This window comes from Spirosoma rhododendri (genome assembly GCF_012849055.1).
Classification (GTDB): Bacteria; Bacteroidota; Bacteroidia; order Cytophagales; family Spirosomataceae; genus Spirosoma; species Spirosoma rhododendri.
The window spans coordinates 2,520,994-2,539,804 of sequence record NZ_CP051677.1 but is presented as its reverse complement, the minus strand read 5'-3'; the positions used below and the strand labels follow the sequence as shown (position 1 = coordinate 2,539,804).

Below are 18,811 nucleotides of genomic sequence, written 5' to 3'. Positions count from 1 at the left end.
AATCAGGTCGTGGGCAGCTTGTAGCCGAATTGCTGGAAGATACGTTGGGCGGCTGGACTGCGCAGAAACGTGATGAACTGTTGCGCGAGTTTAGGCTGTGTCGTACGCTGCAACACCACCACCCCCTGCGCGATGGGTTCGTACCCAGACGGCAGATCGACCCAATGGCCTTTGCCTTTCATAGCCGGGTCGAGCACGACGGATTTGGCCGTAAAGCACACATCGGCGGCACCCGTCAGCAAATATTGGTTGACCTGCGATATGCTTTCGCCATACACGATTTTGGGCTGGACTTTGCCGGTTAGCTTTCGCTTGTTCAGCAAGGTCATAGCGGCTTCGCCATAGGGTGCCACTTTCGGATTGGCGATAGCAATGTGCCGCACGGTTGGGTTGAGCAGAACCGACAGATTCGCAGACAGCGGCAGGTCGCCGAGGGTCCAGAGCACCAGTGAGCCGTACCCGTACACGACCGGAGCAGTCAGCGTTAGTTTCTGCTCATGCAGTGCGGTTGGATAACTCATGTCGGCCGACAGAAACACGTCGTACGGGGCGCCCTGCTGAATCTGCGTCGTCAGCTTGCCCGACGAGCCGACAATGGTTTCCAGTTGCTGGCCCGTCTGTTTTTGGAAAGCCGCCTTCAACGCTTCCATCACAAACTGCGCATTGGCGGCCACGGCTACCCGTAACTTCTGGGCCTGCACCAGCCCCGGCAACAGGAGGAGCAGCAGGAGTATTTTTTTCATCGGTTCGTTTGCGAAGTCTTTTTCGCTATTTCCTGCCAAATATAACGAGGCCGTCTGGATTACGCTTGTCAGGCTAGTGAATGGCCCGCGCCCGCCGGGGTAGCTGGCCCAAAACGCTTTCTTAATTGGTTTATAATAAGCCCGTAGGTCGAATCAGTGTTACTTGTCGGTAGTCCTTCAACCTACTTTCATATGCCGACCTCATCCCGTAAAAACACTCCTCCCACCTTCGGCCCGCTCGTTCCGCTGCCGGGAAGCGAACGGCCAGCCCCAGCCGCAACCAAATCGAGTCTGGCTAATTCAAATGAATCGATAAACGTAACCATACGGCTGCGCAGACGGCAGTCGATAAATACGCTCGTAAACCAGTCGGCAGCTGTAGCACAACCACTCAATCGCTCAGATTATGCCCGGCAGTACGGTGCCAGCCCGGCCGACATGCGACTAGTTGTCGCATACGCTGCGGCCAATGGCCTGACTGTTGTGTTGAAAAGCACAGCCCGGCGAACAGTGCTGGTGCGTGGCACGGTGGCGCAACTCAGTAAAGCCTTTGGCGTAACGCTGAACATCTATCGACTGGCCGATGGCAGCACCGTGCGCGGGCGCAAAGGTCCCGTTATGGTGCCTGACAATCTGGTTGCCAGCATCGAGGGTGTTTTCGGCCTTGACAACCGCCCGCAGGCACGAGCGCATTTTCAGATTTATAATCCCGGCGATGCGCAGGGTATCGCTAATCCTCGCGCAGTGGCAGCGTCGTTTACCCCACCCCAGTTAGCGAAGTTGTACAATTACCCCACCGACCGCACCGGCAAGGGACAAACGATTGCGATCATCGAACTGGGCGGTGGGTTTCGGCAGGCCGACATTACGGCGTATTTCAAAAGTATCGGCTTGAAAGCACCGTCAGTAAAAGCAGTGCTGGTCGATGGCGGCAAGAACGCACCCAGCAATGCCAATGGGGCCGACGGCGAGGTTATGCTCGATATTGAAGTGGCGGGGGGGATTGCGCCCGGTGCTAACATTGTCGTGTATTTCGCGCCCAACACCGATCAGGGCTTTCTGGATGCGATCACGACGGCCCTGCACGATGCCCGCAACAAACCGTCCGTCATTTCCATTAGCTGGGGATCGGCCGAAAAGAGCTGGACGCCACAGGCCCTGAATTCATTCAACCAGGCCTTTCAGTCGGCGGCTGCGTTGGGCGTTACGATCTGCGCGGCAGCGGGCGATACGGGATCCGACGACAGCGTAGGCGACAAACTGGCGCACGTCGATTTCCCGGCGTCGAGTCCGTTTGTGCTGGCCTGTGGCGGTACGAAGTTGCTGACGACGACCAACGGAACGGCGATCAGCACCGAAACGGTCTGGCACGAAAGCAACACGAGTGCAACGGGGGGCGGCATCAGCGACGTGTTCGATAAACCCGATTATCAGGCGAAAGCCAGCGTGCCGCCGTCGGTCAACGATGGTAAGCGCGTCGGTCGTGGTGTACCCGACGTGGCTGCCGTCGCAGACCCCGCCACGGGCTACGTCGTTCGGGTCGACGGACAGAATCTGGTTATTGGTGGCACAAGCGCGGTGGCTCCACTCATGGCAGGCTTAGTGGCGCTCATTAACGAGCAGCGTAGCCAGCCGGTGGGCTTTATTCACCCCAAAATCTACGCAACACCCACCGTCTTCCGCGACGTTACGCAGGGCGACAACATAACCGTTACGAACAGCAAAGGCTATTCCGCCACAACCGGCTGGGATGCCTGTACAGGTCTGGGCGTTGCCGACGGGCAGAAGCTGGCCAGTTTGTTGACGACGGTTGCCTGAACGGTCCCACGACTTATGTAATAACAAAGCCCCGCTCCTGAGAAGAAGCGGGGCTTTGTTATAACTTGTAAACCGAATGCTTAGAAGCTATAGCGAGCACCCAGTTGCATCTGCCAGCGCGAACCGAGCGGATCGATCGAGTACGGCGTGGTAGGGCGGCTCCAGGTAAACGTCGGGTCGCCGGTAGTTGGGTTCGTCGCACGAGCCAGACCAATCGACGCGGTCGAGTTGAACGTGTTGGGCGAGAAGTAGTAGTAGCCCAGCTTCTTATCAACCAGATTCAGGAAGTTAAGAATGTCGTATGAGAGCTGGAGCGTGTGCCCATTGGCAATCTTAATCTCGTGCAGGAAACGCAGGTCCATCGTGTTGTTCCAGGGCGTGCGGCCACCGTTACGCTCGGTGAACTGACCCATCCGGCTGCTCAGGTAGCTGTCGCTCTGAACAAAGTTCAGGAAATCCTGCGCCTGTGTGCCTGTCGGAATCAACCGCTGTGCTTCGCTCAGATCTTTCGGGATGTAGGCCAGGCTGTTCGCTTGTCCCGATCCGTTGATCGTGCTGTTTACGTAACCCCATGAGTAAGGCGAACCCGACTGGAACGAGTAGAACAGCGTAACGGTCGTAGCATTGCTGGGGCTCCAGGTCTGCCGGTAGTTGACCGTACCCACGATGCGGTGACGGATATCGAAGTTCGAGTAAGCCAGCGATGGATTGTTCGGCGACAACGACTGGTTCAGCTGCCAGTTCGATTCCATCGAGTTCCGGATACCGTTGGTCAGGTCAAACGCTTTGCCGTAGGTATAGGCCGCCGAGAAGCCAAAACCAGCCGAGTAGTTCTTCTGAATCTGGGCCGTCAGGTTGTAGCGGTAGCCTTGGTTTGTGTTCGACAGCAGGTAGGCGTTAGCGAAGTTGTTGTCGATCCGCTGCGCACCGGCCGTACCGGTCGTGCCAACGTAGATCGGCTGTTGTTTCTGCGTATCGTAGCTATAATAACGTACTACGTCTTTCGTATTTACCTGCTGGAATTTCAGATCCTGAATCACTTTGGTGTACAAACCTTCCAGCGTGATCTTGTAACCAGCAATCGTGTAGTCGACGGCCAGGTTACCCCGGAACATCTGCGGCATCTTGAAATTGTTGTCGATCAGGTCAACCTGCGTTCGGCGAACACCACCGTTGGCCGAGTTGTTGTTGATGCCCAGAGCACCACCCGGTGTCAGCGGATCGCCAACCAGTTTGGTCGTTGCCGTTGCGTTGTTGTTGAAGTCGTACGCACCGTAGCCGACGCCGTTGTTGTAGAAGGCATATCCCAGCCAGGCAAACGGAATACGACCCGTGAACAGACCGGCGCCACCCCGGAAGATCAGGCTCTTGTCGCCTTTAGCGTCGATGTACAGACCCAGGCGGGGTGATATCTGTACGTTGTTCAGGTACGAATTCGTAATCTGGTTCAGCGGGGTGTACGTGTAGGTCGTTCCGTAGTTCGGATCACCGGTCGACGCAGCTACCTGTGGGCTCAGCGTTGGCTTGTTTGGCAGACCCGTGTAATCCAGACGAATACCCGGCGACAGTTTAACGCGGTCGCTTACCCGAATGTCGTCCTGCGCGTAGAGGCTAAACAGGTTGACATTGAAGTGTGCGTACGGATTGTTGAACTGATTGTCGAGGTTGTTGCTGGCATCACCGAACGGATACGAACCCCGAACCCGGTTGGGTAGGTTGATCAGGAAGTTCTGAACACCATCACGGGCAGGTGTGCCAGTAGTAGCGTTTGCCGCTGTTCCTGCGTACGAAATACGACCATTAGGTGCGTTCACAAAGCCGTAGTCAATCGTGTACAATTCGTTGTGTGTACCAACCGTGAAGGTATTGATGCCTTTGTAGAAGGTAAAGTTGTCGGTAATCTCGAATGTCTTCTGGCGCAGGTTGAATACTGATGCTTCGCGGTCGTTACCCAGGAAGATCGTACCACCGTTGTAGGCAATTTCTACTTGCGGAAACGTACGAACGTTCGACAATGTCGTGCGGTAGTCATGTACTGTAGAGTACCCCACGATCAGGCTGTTCGACGCCTGACCCAGTTGCGTTTTCAGTTCGGCAACCGTGCTCGACTGATTGTTGTTCTGGCGGAAGTCGATGCTGCCGAAGCGGAAGTTAGCCGCGTCGCGCTCCAGGTTGGTCGCTTCCGAAAACACCGTGTTGTTACGGATGCTCAACTGGTTTTTCGCGTTGATATTCCAGTCAAGTCGGTTGAAGAACTTGGTGCTCTTCGAGTAAATCGCATAGTCACCGTATGAACCAGCGTCAAGACCATAATTGGTTTTGACGAAATCCGAAATCTGCTGAGCCACAGCTACATCTTTAATCAGCGACGAAGGCGAACCAGCCTGGAACTGTACGGGATCCTGGCGATTGGTGATTTCTTCGTTGGTGAAGAAGAACAGTTTATCTTTAATCAGTGGCAGACCAACCCGAAAACCAGTTTGGTATTCATGGAACGTGCTGGGCAGCTTTTCTTTCGCGTCCGACGCACCATTCCAGGAACCCGTCAGCGCAGCGTTGCGGCCAAATCCGTAGACCGAACCCGATACTTTGTTGGTACCGCTGCGCGTTACGGCGTTCACCGAACCACCGAGGAAGTTACCCAGCCGCACGTCGAACGGAGCCACGGCAACCTGAATATCCTGAATAGCATCAAGGCTAACCGGGTTAGTGCGCGTGCTCGAACCAGGTTGCCCCGACGAACCCGTCGAACCACCCAGCGATGGGCTGAAGCCGATAGCGTCGTTGTTGATAGCACCGTCGATCGTGACGTTGTTATACCGGAAGTTAGTACCGGCAAACGAGTTCTGGTTGTTAACCTGTGGCGACAGACGGGTCATGTCCGTCAGGCTGCGCGAGATCGTTGGCAGTCGGCGGATGGTTTCGCTACCGACGTTGATTCCGGCACCTTCGCGCTCACCGCCCCGGCTGCCTTTCACGACAACTTCGCTCAGCGTTGCGCTGGCATCTTCCATCACCACGTTCAGATCGGTCGTTTCGCCCAGTTGCAGGGTTACGCCCGACCGTGTGGTCGTTTTAAAGCTTACGTACGAGTAGGTAATTTCGTAAGGACCGCCTGCCGTCATGTTATTGATCCGGTAGCGACCTTCTGCGTCAGTCACGGTGGCGTAGCGTGCGCCGGTGGGGGTGTACAACGCCTGAACGGTTGCACCAATCAGGCTTTCTTTTTTGGCGTCGGTAATACGACCGGTCAGGCCGCTTGTCGTAACCTGCGCCCAGGTTAGCGTACTTAGTAAAATGAAAATCAGCGTAAAACTGTGGCGTATCATGCAGTACCGCATATTGGTTGGTGCCGCAAAGGTCTGCCGGGGGTATTGCCTGTATATTATTTCAATGTTAACAAGCCCCGCAAGTTGATTAAAAGACTATTAACAAAGCACAGTTACAATAGTGACTAAACAGACTTCTACAAACAAAAAACCCGCTAACTCATGACGGGTCAGCGGGTTCGCAACTTACTGCGGCTTTGTTAACTACAATTTCTCCTTCACAACGCGGGTGTCTTTTTTCGCTTCATCCTTGATGAGCTTACCTTCTTCTTTGATCCGGGCTTTACGGCCGGCTTTGAGGGCGTCTTTTGCTCCGCTCATCTTGTCCATTTTGCGCGCATCGCGATTTGCCTGTAGGGCGGCCTTGTCGGCAGCAACATCCATCTTCGCTTCGGCAACAGCGGCCTTCTTTTTCATTTTACCGTCCTGCGCCTGCGTCATCGTCAGGCTGGCGCTCAGGGCGAATACCAGTGCAATAGTAATACGAACTGTTTTCATGTGTAGCGGGCGATGGCTGATGTTTGTTTGTTCAAGCCATTCCACTCACTTAAACGGAAAAGGCTGGCTAGTAGCTGGTTAAAAGGCTGTTAAACTTGCTTTACAGCCTGTTGACGGGTATTTACCTTTCACCTACCGACTGATTTATATGCCCTGATTCAGTCATAGATCGCCAGAGCCGTCTACTCTTTTCCGCGCAGTACTATACAGTCCAAACGAAGCCGGTAACAGATGGCCGAATCTGACTTTAGTACAATAATATTCTACACATACTTGCTAATTTGAGATAGTTTTCTTACTTTTGCACCAGATTTTACAAGCGGCATCCGTCGCACCTCTGTTTCTCTCCTTTTTACACGCTGAGTTAGGTCTGACAGAGCCGGTACGGTGGTACCCAGTACGGATGTACAGGATGGGTTTCTGTGTGGAGGTTCCCCGGGTGGGAACGAATGCGCGTGGGCTAATCATCAATCGTTTCTTTTGTTCGGGTTCCCCTGTTTGTTGGCAGGTCGGGGAACAGGCGGGTCCGTTGGGTCGTGTGGGCAATCGTGGGTTGGTTTTCATTGGCAATATCGCGCCGGTCACCGGTAGGTACTCGTCTTAGTTTGGCAAAATCGAAACGCTATAACTAAGCATATGAACACCAACACAACAAATGCCGACGAGCAGAACGAGGTTCTGCCGTCAGACCAATCGGTAGCTGAAACTACCAACACCGCAGCCGACGACAACGAAACGCCGGTCGCCAACACTGAAGTTGAGCAAATCGTCAGCGACGTTATCGTTGCCGAACCTGCAGCCGAAACACCGGCCAAATCGATCAGCGAACAACTGGTTGCCAACCCCAATCAAATTTTATTCTCCGATCTGGCGATTTCGCCCGAGCTGCTGCAGGCCGTTACAGACATGGGCTTCGTTAGCCCGTCGCCCATTCAGGCCGAAGCGATCCCGCCCATTCTGGCTGGCCGCGACGTGATCGGACAGGCGCAGACGGGTACGGGTAAAACCGCAGCCTTCGGTATTCCTGCCCTTGAACTGATCGACGTGCAGAACCGGGCCGTACAGACCCTGATTCTATGCCCAACCCGCGAACTGGCGTTGCAGGTAGCCGAAGAGATCAAAAAACTCTCGAAGCACAAGCGGGGTGTCCGGGTCGAAGCCATCTACGGTGGCGATTCGATTGAGCGGCAGATTCGCTCGCTGAAGAGCGGGGTTCATATAGTGATCGGTACACCCGGCCGCGTTATGGACCATATGGAGCGCAATACGCTCAAGCTGGATCAGGTCAGAATGATGGTGCTTGATGAAGCCGATGAGATGCTTGATATGGGCTTCCGCGAAGACATCGAGAACATTCTGGAAGAGATGCCCGAAGAGCGGCAGACGATTCTATTCTCGGCTACGATGTCGAAGCCGATCATGCAGATCACCCAGAAATTCCAGAACGATCCAGTACTGGTGAAGGTGGTCAAGAAAGAGCTGACAAACACCAACATCGAGCAGGTTTATTTCGAGGTGAAGCCGAAGGCGAAAGTCGAGGTGATGTGCCGCCTGATCGATATGTACGACCTGAAACTGATGCTGGTGTTCTGTAACACCAAGCGGAAAGTCGACGAGATCGTGGAAGACCTGCAAATCCGGGGCTATCAGGCCGAAGGGCTGCACGGCGACCTGCGGCAGGCGCAGCGGAACAACGTGATGAGCAAGTTCCGCGCCGGTACGACGAGCGTACTGGTTGCTACGGACGTAGCTGCCCGTGGTATCGACGTGGACGACGTAGACGCGGTTATCAACTTCGACATTCCGCTCGACGAAGAATATTACGTACACCGTATCGGCCGGACGGGCCGCGCGGGTAAGTCGGGCCGGGCGTTCTCGCTGGTTGGCCGCGACGAGAAATACCGCTTCCGCGAAATTCAGTCGTACACCAAAGTACGGGTTGAAAAAGGCGTAATTCCTTCGTTCGAAGATATCGTGGGTGTGCGCAAGGCCCGCTTCATCGAGCAGGTACAGCAGACCATCACGGAAAGCAAAGACCTGAATCTGTATGACGACATGCTCAACCAACTGCACCACGCCGGTTTCTCGACCGAGCAGATCGTGGCCGCGCTGGTGAAACGTAGCATGGGTCTGGAGAAAAACGAATTCGCCGATCAGAACCTGGGCCTTGAAGACGATCGCCGTCGGGAAGGTCGGGGCAACGACCGCTATGCGGATCGCAATGATCGGGGCAACTCGCGCTTTGGCGACCGTAACGATCGGGGCAACTCGCGTTTCGGCGACCGCAACGATCGGGGCAACTCGCGCTTCGACGACCGGCGCGGTGGACCACGTGGTGACCGGCCTGCTTACGGCGATCGTAACGACCGGGGTGGCCGCAGCGAAGGTGGCGATGGCGCACGTCGTCCGTACTTCGACCGCGACGATCAGCGTCAGCCGCGTGAGCGCGATGCCAACATGACCCGCCTGATGGTAAGCATCGGTCGTCGGGATTACGTACGGCCGGGCGACATCGTAGGTGCCATTGCCGGAGAAGCCAACATCTCGGGTAGCAGCATCGGCAGCATTGATATCTTCGACAAACACACGTACGTCGACGTACCGAAAGACGTAGCCAACCGCGTTGTTGATGCGATGGAAGGCAACACGATCAAAGGTCGCCGGGTAAACATCGAAATTGCTCGATAACAGCCTGATATAAAGTAAGAAAGCCGGAGGACTCCCTCCGGCTTTTTTTTTGTGCCTTCACGAAAGGATAACAGCGGATAACCGGGCAAATGTGTTGCTTTGCAGGGAATACACCTGATCGCCGACGCCCATGAATTTCACTGCACTACTCCCCTGGCTTAGCCTGGTCGGCGCGGCTCTGTGCCAGACTGCCTGGACACTGTCGCTCAAACTCCTGCGCTGGTCTGACCTGACCACACCACAGTGGCCATCGGCCGTAGGCCCGCTATTGGGTTACATCGGTTTCGGCATTGTCAACACCATTCTGCTGGCCATCGCCATGCGGACAATAGCCCTGACCACTGCCTTTGCCGTCTGGACCGCCCTGACCTTGGTATTTATCAAGCTAGTCGACGTGCTGTGGCTGCAATCGGGCTGGTCGTGGACGGAGCTGTTTTTCCTGCTGCTGATTGGTATCGGCATCGTCGGGCTGAAAGTTGTGGCCCCGGCCCCCTAATCTTCGTAGTAGTAGCCGAAGATAATCCCCATTTCGTCCTCGCTCGTCAGGCCGAAGCCGACCAGTTTGCTGGTCGTGTTGTTGTAGGTAATCTCCGACGTCAGCCCCTCCCCTACCGCGAGCGAAAGCGGTGTTGCAAACGACACGATATCCGGGTGCTCCCAGTCGGTTGAGGTGTAGACAACCTGCCCATCGCGTGACCCACCTTTTATTTTGATGACGAATTTTTCGCCCAGCTTATGCATGTGCGAGGTAAGGGCCAGAATCTGACGGGGTTTCGTCACGGTGAACGATTTCGTCAGTGTAACACGGCTGTTGGCCGGAATGCGCAGGTCGGTGTTGTTCAGGTCCAGCGTCTGCGCGACGTGCTGCACTTTCGATTTATCGACCGTGAAAAAGTTGATCTGCGCTTCGCCCGTCATCACGGAACTGGTTTTATTGACGTAGTGCGAATTCAAATCAAAGGATGCGTTGGCCGGGATGAGCAGGGCCGCCCCCTCGGGTAGCGTGTAATCGACCGAAGGTGCCTGCGCCCCCGCCAGATACACGTGATTCGACATAGTCAATGCCGTAGCAATGTTGAGGGAGTTATCGGCGTTGCGCAGATCGCGAATATCGTTTAGCGTAGGCAGCAGGTTTTTATTGCGGAAATCATAGGCCAGAAAATGGTGGCTCCCCGACCGCATCTTTATCTGGTACCGATTGACGTACACGGCCTGCGTGTTGCCGAGCATCCGGCGTGAGAAAAATTCGCGCTCGAAGTTAGCGGGCACGTCAAACGGAGACAGTGCCATCTGATAACCAGTTCCGGCGGCTGGTACCGGCAGGGGTTCCCAGGCCGTTGTCGTCACGGTTTTATCGGCCAGCAATGCCGGGTCGGCAATACTCCCTGTCCTGGGAGCCCCCGCGTCGATCCAGCGCCGGACAAACTCGACCTGCCCGTCAGATAGCGGGCTCCCGCCCAGCGGCATTGGGTTGCCGTACTGTTTACCCGAATGGTGACTGGCCGTAGTTGTCAGTTTGTGATACAGTAAACTCTCCACCGACGCGAACGCTTTAACCCGCTTCAGTCCATCGGCTTTGGCCGAACTGTTCTTCGGATCGACCCCAACCAGATTAGCGTACGCTTTCCCGTCTGTCAGCACCAGCCCATGCTGCGCATAGCTGGCATCCTGCTCGGATGCGTGGCAACCCGACGAGGCACAGGAAGGGGTCAGTATTTTTTGCTGAATCAGCTCAAACGACGCTAAGGGTTCGGGGGTGGCAGCGGCACTATCGTCGGTGTTTTTCGTTCCGCAGGAAACGCCGATCAACGCCAGTGCAGCGGCACTTATAAACAAACCTAATCGAGTAGAGATCAGCATAGATAGGGTGCTGGTTTAGCAGTAAACGAGCTACGAAAGATAACGGAAAGAATTGGCTGTATAGCCGATATCGGCCTCAAAGATGACCGAAGCGCAATATAAAGTCCTGCCGGGGCTGCTCCTGCCGGAAAAACACCAGCCCGACGCCAAACAAATCGATCGTTACCCGCACGGCCGGGTGCGCCTGAATATAGACCCACGCCTGTTCCATCTCCGCCGACCAGTGAATGTCGTCGAACACGAACAGCGTGTCGTTATGCCGGTGCAGCAGGCAGGTTTCGAAGTAGCGAACGGTTGGTTCGTAGCGGTGGTTGGCGTCGAAAAATACCAGATCGACCGACCCCAGTTTGAGCAGTTCGGGTGCCAGCGTATCATCGATATTACCGACAACGGTCGACACGTTCGGCAGATCGAGCCGGTCGAAATTTAGCTGTGCCTGTCGGGCGGTTTGGGGGCATCCCTCGAAGGTCAGCACGCGCCCACCGGCGGAACGGACAGCTTCGGCCAGATGCGCCGTTGTCAGACCCAGCGACGTACCAAGATCGACCACCGTTTTGAGGTTCAGATACCGGATCAGCCGAAACAGCAGCCGGGCGTAACGGGGCGACTTCTGCGAGTGGCGGGCAATGTCGCTGACGGTACGCTGACGCGCACCGTTTACCTTCGACCCGGCCCCCAAGTCAGTAATCTGAATCAGTTCCTGACTCCGTCTGAGGTCGTTACGCAACAGCCGAATCGACGCCAGCGCGGGTTCGCGTCGGCTATCGGTTCGGATTGCTTTCGTATAAAGCGAGAAAACAAAGGGCGAGTGTATCGAGTGCTCGTCCTGAGCGTGGCTGAGATAGCGCAGGTAAGCGGCAATCATGGTAAGCGGTACAACGTCATGCACTCGGTTGGTTGAGGCACGCGGGCACCTTTACGCAAACTACGGGCAGCAAGCAGATGAGATTAATTGAGTTTGTAGGGCACAACCATCGTGAATTCGGGAATCGTTACCTGTAACTGCTTCCCGTCGATGACGCGCTCAACCAGATACGTACCGGCCATTTTGCCCATGCTGGAGCGCAGGTTGCAACCGGAGACGTATTCGTGTACTTCGCCGGGTTCCAATACCGGCTGAAGCCCTACCACGCCTTCCCCTTCCACCTCCCGGATGGTTCCGTTCGAATCGTAAATGAGCCAACGTCGACGCAGTAGCTGAATCGTGTGGTCGCTGGCATTTTCAATTGTGATACGGTAGGTAAAAACGTAGTGTGCCTGTAACGGACTGGAGTACTCAGATTGGTACTCAGTCTTTACACTAACTTTGACACCTTCTGTGACGGACGATACCATAAATTTCGTGTCTTTTGGCAACCTTAGAACGAAAATTAAGTTGATAAGTTTTGTTACGCAAGAACCACTTCCAAAAAAATAATTGGGGAGTGGCTTTTGGTATTTGTCCTACCCCAACACAAGAAAATCCTGACGCGTTCTCTTTATGAATGTAACTATCGCCGAATCGTGGCAATCGAGGCTACAGCCGGAGTTTAATAAACCATACTTCGTTCAACTGGCCGAATTTCTTCGTCACGAATACAGTACACAACGCATCTATCCACCGGGAAAACTGATTTTCAATGCGTTTAATAGTTGCCCGTTTGAGGAGGCCCGCGTTGTGATTCTGGGGCAAGATCCGTACCACGGTGAAGGGCAGGCCAATGGATTAGCTTTCTCCGTGGCGGATGGGATAGCCAAGCCGCCATCGCTTATCAATATTTTCAAAGAAATTCAGGACGACCTTGGCAAGCCAGTGCCCAAATCGGGTAATCTGGAGCGCTGGGCCAATCAGGGCGTGATGTTGCTCAACTCAACGCTTACTGTTCGGGCGGGGCAGGCCGGGTCACATCAGGGTAAGGGCTGGGAAACCTTTACCGATACCGTTATCAAGCTGATCTCCGACGAGAAAGAACACGTCGTCTTTATGCTGTGGGGGGCTTACGCGCAGAAAAAAGGGGCCGTTATCGACAGCAAAAAGCACCTCGTACTGAAAGCAAAACACCCCTCGCCGATGGCCGCCAATTACGGCGGCTGGTTTGGCTGTAAGCACTTCAGTCAGGCCAACGACTACCTGACAGGCAAGGGCCTCCCCCCGATTGAGTGGTAAGTACCATAGTAAATGAGTCAGTCGCGCTCCTCACTCCAGCCACATAAGTCTCTGATTAAAAACTTATTAAATAAATCAGTAACCTTATCAAGACTGTCTCTATATTGATGGTGGAAGTTACATTATCACAAACAGTAGCGTGAACAGGCGAGTTGTTTTGGCTAACCAACAAAACAACACCTGTGACTATGAAACGTACCCGTACATCGGTTGGCCAACTGCTAACTGGTTTGTTCTTTGCTTTCTTCATCAACACGCAGTCTGGGCTGGCTCAGCAACGCACTAACACCCCGACAACACCGACAACTACCGCAAACGACCCAATCCCGAACAACCGGCCGACAGCGCCCCCGACCGGGTCGCAGTTGGGCAATTACCGCAACGAGCAGGCCGATAACTGGATACCGCTCGAAGCTTCGAAGCGACAAGCTATCGTTACTGATCTGCAACCCACTGTAACTGAGTTATTGCAGCTTTATCACGACGCCAAACAAAGCCACTGGAACCTGCGCGGCCCGCTATACCTGTCGCTGCACGAAGCCTTGCAGGAATTTGCCGACTTGTTTCTCGACCAGTCTGATCTAATCGCTGAGCGTGTTCTTCAGATCGGTCAGCCAGTTGATGGACGCCCGGACGTGCTGGTACAGACGTCGGGCCTACCGCGCTACCCCGGTGGCTACCTTTCCGACCGGCAGGTGTTAGCCCTCATGGACGAGCGAGTCAACACGGTTGCCGTACGCGTAAGACAACGCGTTGAAAGCACCAGTAAAAACGGCGACGAAGTATCGTCCAACAAGCTACAGGATCTGAGCTATCAACTAGATAAAATCGTCTGGAAACTGCGCGTGATGCAGCAGTAAGCTACAGGCTTATAAACGAGTAAGGGGGCCGGTAAACGAACATGCGTTTACCGGCCCCCTTACTCGTTTAGTTTTGTTAGTCAATCGTGCGGAACAGGCGATTCCAGCGGATTTTGTTCCAGATATTGGCCGGGTTCGGGTCGAGCGACATCCAGACGAATACGGCTTTCCCCACGATGTGATCTTCGGGAACAAAGCCCCAGAAGCGCGAATCCAGCGAATTATCGCGGTTGTCACCCATCATGAAGTAGTAATCCTGCTTAAACGTGTACGACGTAATCGGCTTGCCGTTGATACTGATCGAGGTGGGCGTCAGCGTTACGTTTTCGTTGTGTTCGTACTGCTCAATGACGGGCCCGTACACGGCGATCGTCTGCGCGTTGATGGGCGTGGTAGCGCCTTTCTTCGGAACAACCAGCGGACCGAAGTTATCGTGGTTCCAGTGAAAAGTCGGCGTACCGTAGATGCTCGGCATGGTTTCGCCCGGCTTGTCGATCAGCGGTTCGATGCCTTTCACCCAGTCGAACGTGCGGAATTTCTCGATCACATCAGCCGTAGTGTTGACGGTATACCCGACCAGCGACGTCGTTTTGGTCGAATCGTTGAACTGCTCCTGAGGCTTCCAGTTTTCGGTTGGCTGATTCAGGTCGCGGTAATCGTTGACGATCTCGTATTTGCGGAAGAAATTGGCGTCGAGCGCTTCAGTCGTTTTGATGAAGTACTTCTGTTCAGACCGGGGGGGCGCGGGCATCAGCGCCCCGTTGATGTATACCGCCCGCTGCCGCACTTCAAGTTTATCGCCCGGAATACCGATACACCGTTTGATGTAGTTGGTTTTCAGATCAGTGGGGTAGTCGATGCCATCGTTCAGGTAGCGGGGCGGCACGTTGAATACGACAACGTCGCCGTTTTTTACGTGCGTAAATCCTGGCAGCCGGTACGAGGGCAACTGAATGGCTGTGCTATACGATGGAATGTTGGTACCCCAAATTTTCTGGTGCGTCAGCGGTACTTGCAAGGGCGTCTGCGGGGTGCGCGTGCCGTAGTGCAGCTTGCTGACAAATAGAAAATCACCCACCATCAGGCTGTTTTCCATCGATGGCGTCGGGATGGTGAACGCTTCCATAAACAGCCACCGAATGAGCGTAGCAGCTACAACGGCAAACAATACAGAATCGAACCATTCCCGCAGGGGGATTTTCGGGCTTTGGCCGGGCGATGCTCGGCGCGGGTGGTGTTGGTTACTGACACGTCGGAAAAGAGTTATCCGGTTATGGTTGGTCGGTTCGGACGAAAACGACCGCGCCTTGTAAACCGCTATAACGACGGTTCACAAGGCGAAATTACGAAGACGGCGCGGTTAATGCCTAACCGTCTGTCACTTGCTGCGGCTATTCGTCCGGCTCAGGCGTCGAGGAGATCGTCCATGCTGAACACCCCCGTACGGCCCTGCACCCACTCGGCAGCTACGACCGCACCCACCGCGAACCCCTGCCGACTATGGGCGATGTGCGCTATTTCAATCCGGTCCACGTCGGAATCGAAGCGGACGATGTGCGTACCGGGCACGGTTCCTTCCCGCAGCGACTCGATAGCCACGGCGTCGGTACTCGTAATCTGTGCCTGTTTGTCCGTCGGCTGTTCGACCCAGCCGTTCAGGTTCGGCAGGTTTTCGAGCAGCCCCTCGGCCAGCGTAATCGCCGTTCCGCTGGGCGCATCTTTCTTTTCGGTATGGTGAATCTCCGTCATCGACGCGTGGTACGACGGATAGTTGCGCATGAACTTCGCCAGCGTCTTGTTGAGCCGGAAGAACAGATTGACACCAATGCTGTAATTCGACGCGTAGAAGAAGGCTCCTTTCTTGTCGGCGCACAATTGCTCAATCTCGGTCCGGTGACTCAACCAGCCCGTCGTACCGCAGACAACCGGCCATCCCCGCTCCAGACAGGTTTTGATGTTCTCAACGGCTGATTCGGGCGAACTGAATTCGATCACGACATCGACCGAATCTGCGTCCAGCGTTTCGAGTTCAGTGCGATTAGTAGCGTCGATACGGGCGGCAATCTGATGGCCGCGTTCGAGCGCAATCGGCTCAATCGCCTTGCCCATCTTGCCGTAGCCAAGTAATACTATGTTCATGGTCGGTCTTTATTATTAACACAGAGGCACAGAGTACACAAAGAGAGAAGCATGACAAAGATCTCTGTGTTGGCCTGAATTTATTTAAACGTGAAGGCGACGCGGACGCCGGGAGCCATGTTCAGGCCGGGCAGCGGCAGTACGGCCGGTTGCACACGCATGGAAATGTTGTCCGACAGGTCGAAGGTTTTCAGGTGAGCTGCGACGTTGGCTTCCACGATGTTTAACCCCCACAAGGCAATCGACAGCAGAATGTTCAGATCGCGGTAGCGCCGGAACAGATCGTAATAGGCTTTGGCGGTGGTAGTCGTTGTAATTCGCTGCTCGTTGATAATTACCGATGCGGGCTTGATGTTAGTGACATACTCCTGCCGAATGGATTCCGGCAGCGATGGGTCGACACCATAATAATTCGTCCCGTAGAGCAGCAACCTGTAACCATCGGCCGCCTGCTGGGCCAGCCCCCGGTACCGGACGAACAGATAGCCCATTACGCCAAAGCCAGCGTAGATAAACGGTATTTTGTAATACTGCTTGTTATAGGCCTGACCCAGGCCGGGGAGTACGAGCGACCGGATGGTGGCCTGTTTGGGGATAATCTTGCGGATGGCGGCTTCCTGCTGCGCCGTAACCTGCGTCGTGTCGCTGGTAAACGCGAGTGAATCCTTTTCGGCCCGCTGCGTCGAATCGTTGACGAGCACCCCGTTGTCGCGCATGCCCGTCGGGATACTGTCGGTATCGATCAGGAGCGAGTCGCGGACAGGCGCGGGCGTTTTAGCGGGTGTGATGGCCGGTAGCTGCGCCCATGCCATGCCTGCACTGCCCACGAAAAGCAGTGCGATAAAGCAGAATAAGCGAGTGAAATTGGTCAAGGGGTTACGCCTGCGAGTTCAGCACTTCCAGGATTTTGGTTAATTCTTCCTGAGAGGTAAACGGAATTTTGATCTCTCCCTTATGTTTCTCGTCGGCTTTGATCGACACTTTCGTGCCAAACATCGACGAGAGTTTGAATTGCAGGCTACGCATTTCCTGCTTGGGCAGCGTCACGCGCCGAACCGATGCATTTTCGGGCGTTTCATCGCCCAGATTCCGCACCGCTTCCTCCACCTTCCGCACCGACCAGTCTTCGTCCACGGCCCGGTTGAACAGCTTAATCTGCGAATCGGGGTTGTCGATGTTGATAATGGCGCGGGCGTGGCCCATTGAAATCTTATTGTCGCGCAGGGCAGCCTGAATCACGGGGGGCAATTTCAGCAGCCGGATGTAGTTATTGACCGTCGTGCGGTTTTTCCCGACGCGTTCGCCCAGTTCTTCCTGCTTGAGACTACATTCGGTTATGAGTCGCTGATAGCTGAGGGCAATTTCAATCGAGTTGAGGTTTTCGCGCTGAATGTTCTCGATCAGGGCCATTTCCAGCATCTGCTGGTCGTTGGCCGTGCGAACGTAAGCGGGAATATGCGTCAGCCCGGCGATTTTCGACGCCTGCAAACGCCGTTCACCGGCGATGAGCTGGTACTGGTCTTTCCCCAGCTGCCGGACTGTGATAGGCTGAATGATACCCTGCGTACGGATCGAGTCGGCCAGCTCCTGAAGGGCTTCCTCATCGAAGCGGGTACGCGGCTGAAACGGGTTGGTCTCAATCTGACCCAGCCCGATTTCGGTCATCGTACTGATTACTTCAAACGGCGACGGCTTCGACTGCCGGTTAACGGCCTCGCTGTCGTGCAGCAGGGCACCCAGTCCACGGCCCAGGCCGATCATTTTTTTATTGGGTACTTTGGCGTTCGCGTTATCCATACGAAAAGGTCATTTTGGGGCACGTGTCATCGACTCACTGCTCTATCCACACCGGATGATGACAAACCGTACCAATCAATCACTACGGGCAACGTACTACACTTCGTGGGGCATCAGCCCATTCTTCACCAGGATTTCGCGGGCCAGATTCAGGTAGCTCACCGCGCCTTTGCTGTCGGCATCCTGCGCCAGGGCCGGAATACCAAAGCTGGGCGATTCACTCAACCGGATGTTACGCGGAATGATCGTGTTGAACACCATGTGCTGGAAGTGCGTCGTTACTTCGCCCACCACCTGATTCGACAGCCGCACGCGCAGGTCGTACATCGTCAGCAAAATGCCTTCGATAGCCAGGTGCGTGTTGAGCCGCGACTGAATAATTTTGATGGTATTCAGCAGTTTACCCAATCCTTCGAGGGCGAAATATTCGCACTGCACCGGAATGATTACCGAGTCAGCAGCGGTCAGGCTGTTGATCGTGATAAGACCGAGCGATGGTGAGCAGTCGATGATGATGAAGTCGTACAGGTCGCGGATGCTGTCCAGCGCGTCCTTCATCTTATCCTCCCGGTTCTGGAGGTTAATCATCTCGATTTCAGCCCCGACCAGATCGATATGCGACGGCAGCAGATCGAGATTCGGGAAATCGGTCTGAATAATCGCATCGTTGGGCCGGATGCCCTCCACCATGCATTCGTAAATACTGTGCTCAATTTCTTTCGGATTGTAACCCAGTCCGGAGGTCGAGTTGGCCTGCGGGTCCGCGTCTACAATGAGCGTCTGAAATTCGAGGGCGGCCAGACTGGCGGCCAGATTGATCGTTGTCGTAGTTTTACCGACGCCCCCCTTCTGGTTGGCGATAGCAATGACTTTACCCATGGGTCTGTGCGTTGCAGTTCCAAAGATGCCGGATAGTTTCCACGATTGCAAGGT

At 54.9% G+C, this 18,811-nt stretch carries 16 protein-coding genes; 5 read left to right on the top strand and 11 right to left on the bottom strand.

Annotation, left to right across the window (positions count from 1 at the left end; all coding sequences use genetic code 11):
* Positions 1 to 2 precede the first annotated feature (2 nt).
* The gene (gene modA, locus HH216_RS10625) at positions 3 to 743 is read right to left on the bottom strand and encodes a molybdate ABC transporter substrate-binding protein (protein ID WP_169550798.1); all 741 of its coding nucleotides are present in this window, start codon (positions 741 to 743) and stop codon (positions 3 to 5) included.
* A 192-nt stretch (positions 744 to 935) separates the two neighbouring features.
* Here modA and HH216_RS10620 point away from each other — a divergent pair, with 192 nt between their 5' ends.
* Complete coding sequence (locus tag HH216_RS10620; RefSeq protein ID WP_169550797.1) at positions 936 to 2,561, top strand: S53 family peptidase; 1,626 nt, start codon at positions 936 to 938, stop codon at positions 2,559 to 2,561.
* Positions 2,562 to 2,641: 80 nt separating this feature from the next.
* On the opposite strand, the gene HH216_RS10615 is transcribed toward HH216_RS10620, so the two are convergent.
* Together HH216_RS10615 and HH216_RS10610 are read right to left on the bottom strand one after the other, a co-directional pair.
* Positions 2,642 to 5,890, bottom strand: coding sequence for a TonB-dependent receptor (locus tag HH216_RS10615; RefSeq protein WP_254448774.1), 3,249 nt, complete (start codon positions 5,888 to 5,890; stop codon positions 2,642 to 2,644).
* Positions 5,891 to 6,094: 204 nt separating this feature from the next.
* Positions 6,095 to 6,388 (bottom strand): hypothetical protein, encoded by a 294-nt coding sequence (locus HH216_RS10610; RefSeq protein ID WP_169550795.1) that lies wholly within the window; start codon positions 6,386 to 6,388, stop codon positions 6,095 to 6,097.
* Positions 6,389 to 7,024: 636 nt separating this feature from the next.
* On the opposite strand from HH216_RS10610, the gene HH216_RS10605 reads away from it, so the two are divergent.
* Entirely contained in the window at positions 7,025 to 9,076 is a 2,052-nt protein-coding gene (locus HH216_RS10605; protein ID WP_169550794.1) for a DEAD/DEAH box helicase, read from the top strand.
* A 130-nt stretch (positions 9,077 to 9,206) separates the two neighbouring features.
* Positions 9,207 to 9,572, top strand: coding sequence for a DMT family transporter (locus HH216_RS10600; RefSeq protein ID WP_169550793.1), 366 nt, complete (start codon positions 9,207 to 9,209; stop codon positions 9,570 to 9,572).
* Here the strand turns inward: HH216_RS10600 and HH216_RS10595 are convergent.
* The 3 genes from HH216_RS10595 to apaG form a co-directional block, all read right to left on the bottom strand.
* Complete coding sequence (locus HH216_RS10595; protein WP_169550792.1) at positions 9,569 to 10,936, bottom strand: hypothetical protein; 1,368 nt, start codon at positions 10,934 to 10,936, stop codon at positions 9,569 to 9,571. The genes HH216_RS10600 and HH216_RS10595 overlap by 4 nt on opposite strands.
* Before the next feature lie 76 nt (positions 10,937 to 11,012).
* Positions 11,013 to 11,801 (bottom strand): O-methyltransferase, encoded by a 789-nt coding sequence (locus tag HH216_RS10590; RefSeq protein ID WP_169553339.1) that lies wholly within the window; start codon positions 11,799 to 11,801, stop codon positions 11,013 to 11,015.
* A gap of 83 nt (positions 11,802 to 11,884) precedes the next feature.
* The gene (apaG, locus tag HH216_RS10585) at positions 11,885 to 12,271 is read right to left on the bottom strand and encodes a Co2+/Mg2+ efflux protein ApaG (protein WP_169550791.1); all 387 of its coding nucleotides are present in this window, start codon (positions 12,269 to 12,271) and stop codon (positions 11,885 to 11,887) included.
* Between the two features lie 145 nt (positions 12,272 to 12,416).
* Between apaG and ung the strand changes: the two genes are divergently transcribed.
* On the top strand, positions 12,417 to 13,082 hold the full coding sequence (gene ung / locus HH216_RS10580) for a uracil-DNA glycosylase (protein WP_169550790.1): 666 nt from the start codon (positions 12,417 to 12,419) through the stop codon (positions 13,080 to 13,082).
* Positions 13,083 to 13,270: 188 nt separating this feature from the next.
* On the top strand, positions 13,271 to 13,942 hold the full coding sequence (locus HH216_RS10575) for a Dps family protein (RefSeq protein WP_169550789.1): 672 nt from the start codon (positions 13,271 to 13,273) through the stop codon (positions 13,940 to 13,942).
* A 76-nt stretch (positions 13,943 to 14,018) separates the two neighbouring features.
* Here HH216_RS10575 and lepB read toward each other — a convergent pair whose 3' ends face one another.
* The 5 genes from lepB to HH216_RS10550 form a co-directional block, all read right to left on the bottom strand.
* Positions 14,019 to 15,110 carry a signal peptidase I gene (gene lepB / locus HH216_RS10570; RefSeq protein WP_254448773.1) on the bottom strand — a complete coding sequence of 364 codons (1,092 nt, stop codon included), beginning with the start codon at positions 15,108 to 15,110 and terminating at the stop codon, positions 14,019 to 14,021.
* A 236-nt stretch (positions 15,111 to 15,346) separates the two neighbouring features.
* Positions 15,347 to 16,081, bottom strand: a complete 735-nt coding sequence (gene dapB / locus HH216_RS10565) for a 4-hydroxy-tetrahydrodipicolinate reductase (protein ID WP_169550788.1) — start codon at positions 16,079 to 16,081, stop codon at positions 15,347 to 15,349.
* An 80-nt stretch (positions 16,082 to 16,161) separates the two neighbouring features.
* Positions 16,162 to 16,953, bottom strand: a complete 792-nt coding sequence (locus HH216_RS10560; protein ID WP_254448772.1) for a DUF5683 domain-containing protein — start codon at positions 16,951 to 16,953, stop codon at positions 16,162 to 16,164.
* A gap of 4 nt (positions 16,954 to 16,957) precedes the next feature.
* Entirely contained in the window at positions 16,958 to 17,878 is a 921-nt protein-coding gene (locus HH216_RS10555) for a ParB/RepB/Spo0J family partition protein (protein WP_169550787.1), read from the bottom strand.
* Between the two features lie 96 nt (positions 17,879 to 17,974).
* The gene (locus tag HH216_RS10550; RefSeq protein ID WP_169550786.1) at positions 17,975 to 18,757 is read right to left on the bottom strand and encodes a ParA family protein; all 783 of its coding nucleotides are present in this window, start codon (positions 18,755 to 18,757) and stop codon (positions 17,975 to 17,977) included.
* Positions 18,758 to 18,811: the final 54 nt, after the last annotated feature.

Coding starts and splice junctions, on each gene's coding strand:
- modA (WP_169550798.1), bottom strand. CDS start 743: ATGAAAAAAATACTCCTGCTGCTCCTCCTGTTGCCGGGGCTGGTGCAG.
- HH216_RS10620 (WP_169550797.1), top strand. CDS start 936: ATGCCGACCTCATCCCGTAAAAACACTCCTCCCACCTTCGGCCCGCTC.
- HH216_RS10615 (WP_254448774.1), bottom strand. CDS start 5,890: ATGATACGCCACAGTTTTACGCTGATTTTCATTTTACTAAGTACGCTA.
- HH216_RS10610 (WP_169550795.1), bottom strand. CDS start 6,388: ATGAAAACAGTTCGTATTACTATTGCACTGGTATTCGCCCTGAGCGCC.
- HH216_RS10605 (WP_169550794.1), top strand. CDS start 7,025: ATGAACACCAACACAACAAATGCCGACGAGCAGAACGAGGTTCTGCCG.
- HH216_RS10600 (WP_169550793.1), top strand. CDS start 9,207: ATGAATTTCACTGCACTACTCCCCTGGCTTAGCCTGGTCGGCGCGGCT.
- HH216_RS10595 (WP_169550792.1), bottom strand. CDS start 10,936: ATGCTGATCTCTACTCGATTAGGTTTGTTTATAAGTGCCGCTGCACTG.
- HH216_RS10590 (WP_169553339.1), bottom strand. CDS start 11,801: ATGATTGCCGCTTACCTGCGCTATCTCAGCCACGCTCAGGACGAGCAC.
- apaG (WP_169550791.1), bottom strand. CDS start 12,271: ATGGTATCGTCCGTCACAGAAGGTGTCAAAGTTAGTGTAAAGACTGAG.
- ung (WP_169550790.1), top strand. CDS start 12,417: ATGAATGTAACTATCGCCGAATCGTGGCAATCGAGGCTACAGCCGGAG.
- HH216_RS10575 (WP_169550789.1), top strand. CDS start 13,271: ATGAAACGTACCCGTACATCGGTTGGCCAACTGCTAACTGGTTTGTTC.
- dapB (WP_169550788.1), bottom strand. CDS start 16,081: ATGAACATAGTATTACTTGGCTACGGCAAGATGGGCAAGGCGATTGAG.
- HH216_RS10555 (WP_169550787.1), bottom strand. CDS start 17,878: ATGGATAACGCGAACGCCAAAGTACCCAATAAAAAAATGATCGGCCTG.
- HH216_RS10550 (WP_169550786.1), bottom strand. CDS start 18,757: ATGGGTAAAGTCATTGCTATCGCCAACCAGAAGGGGGGCGTCGGTAAA.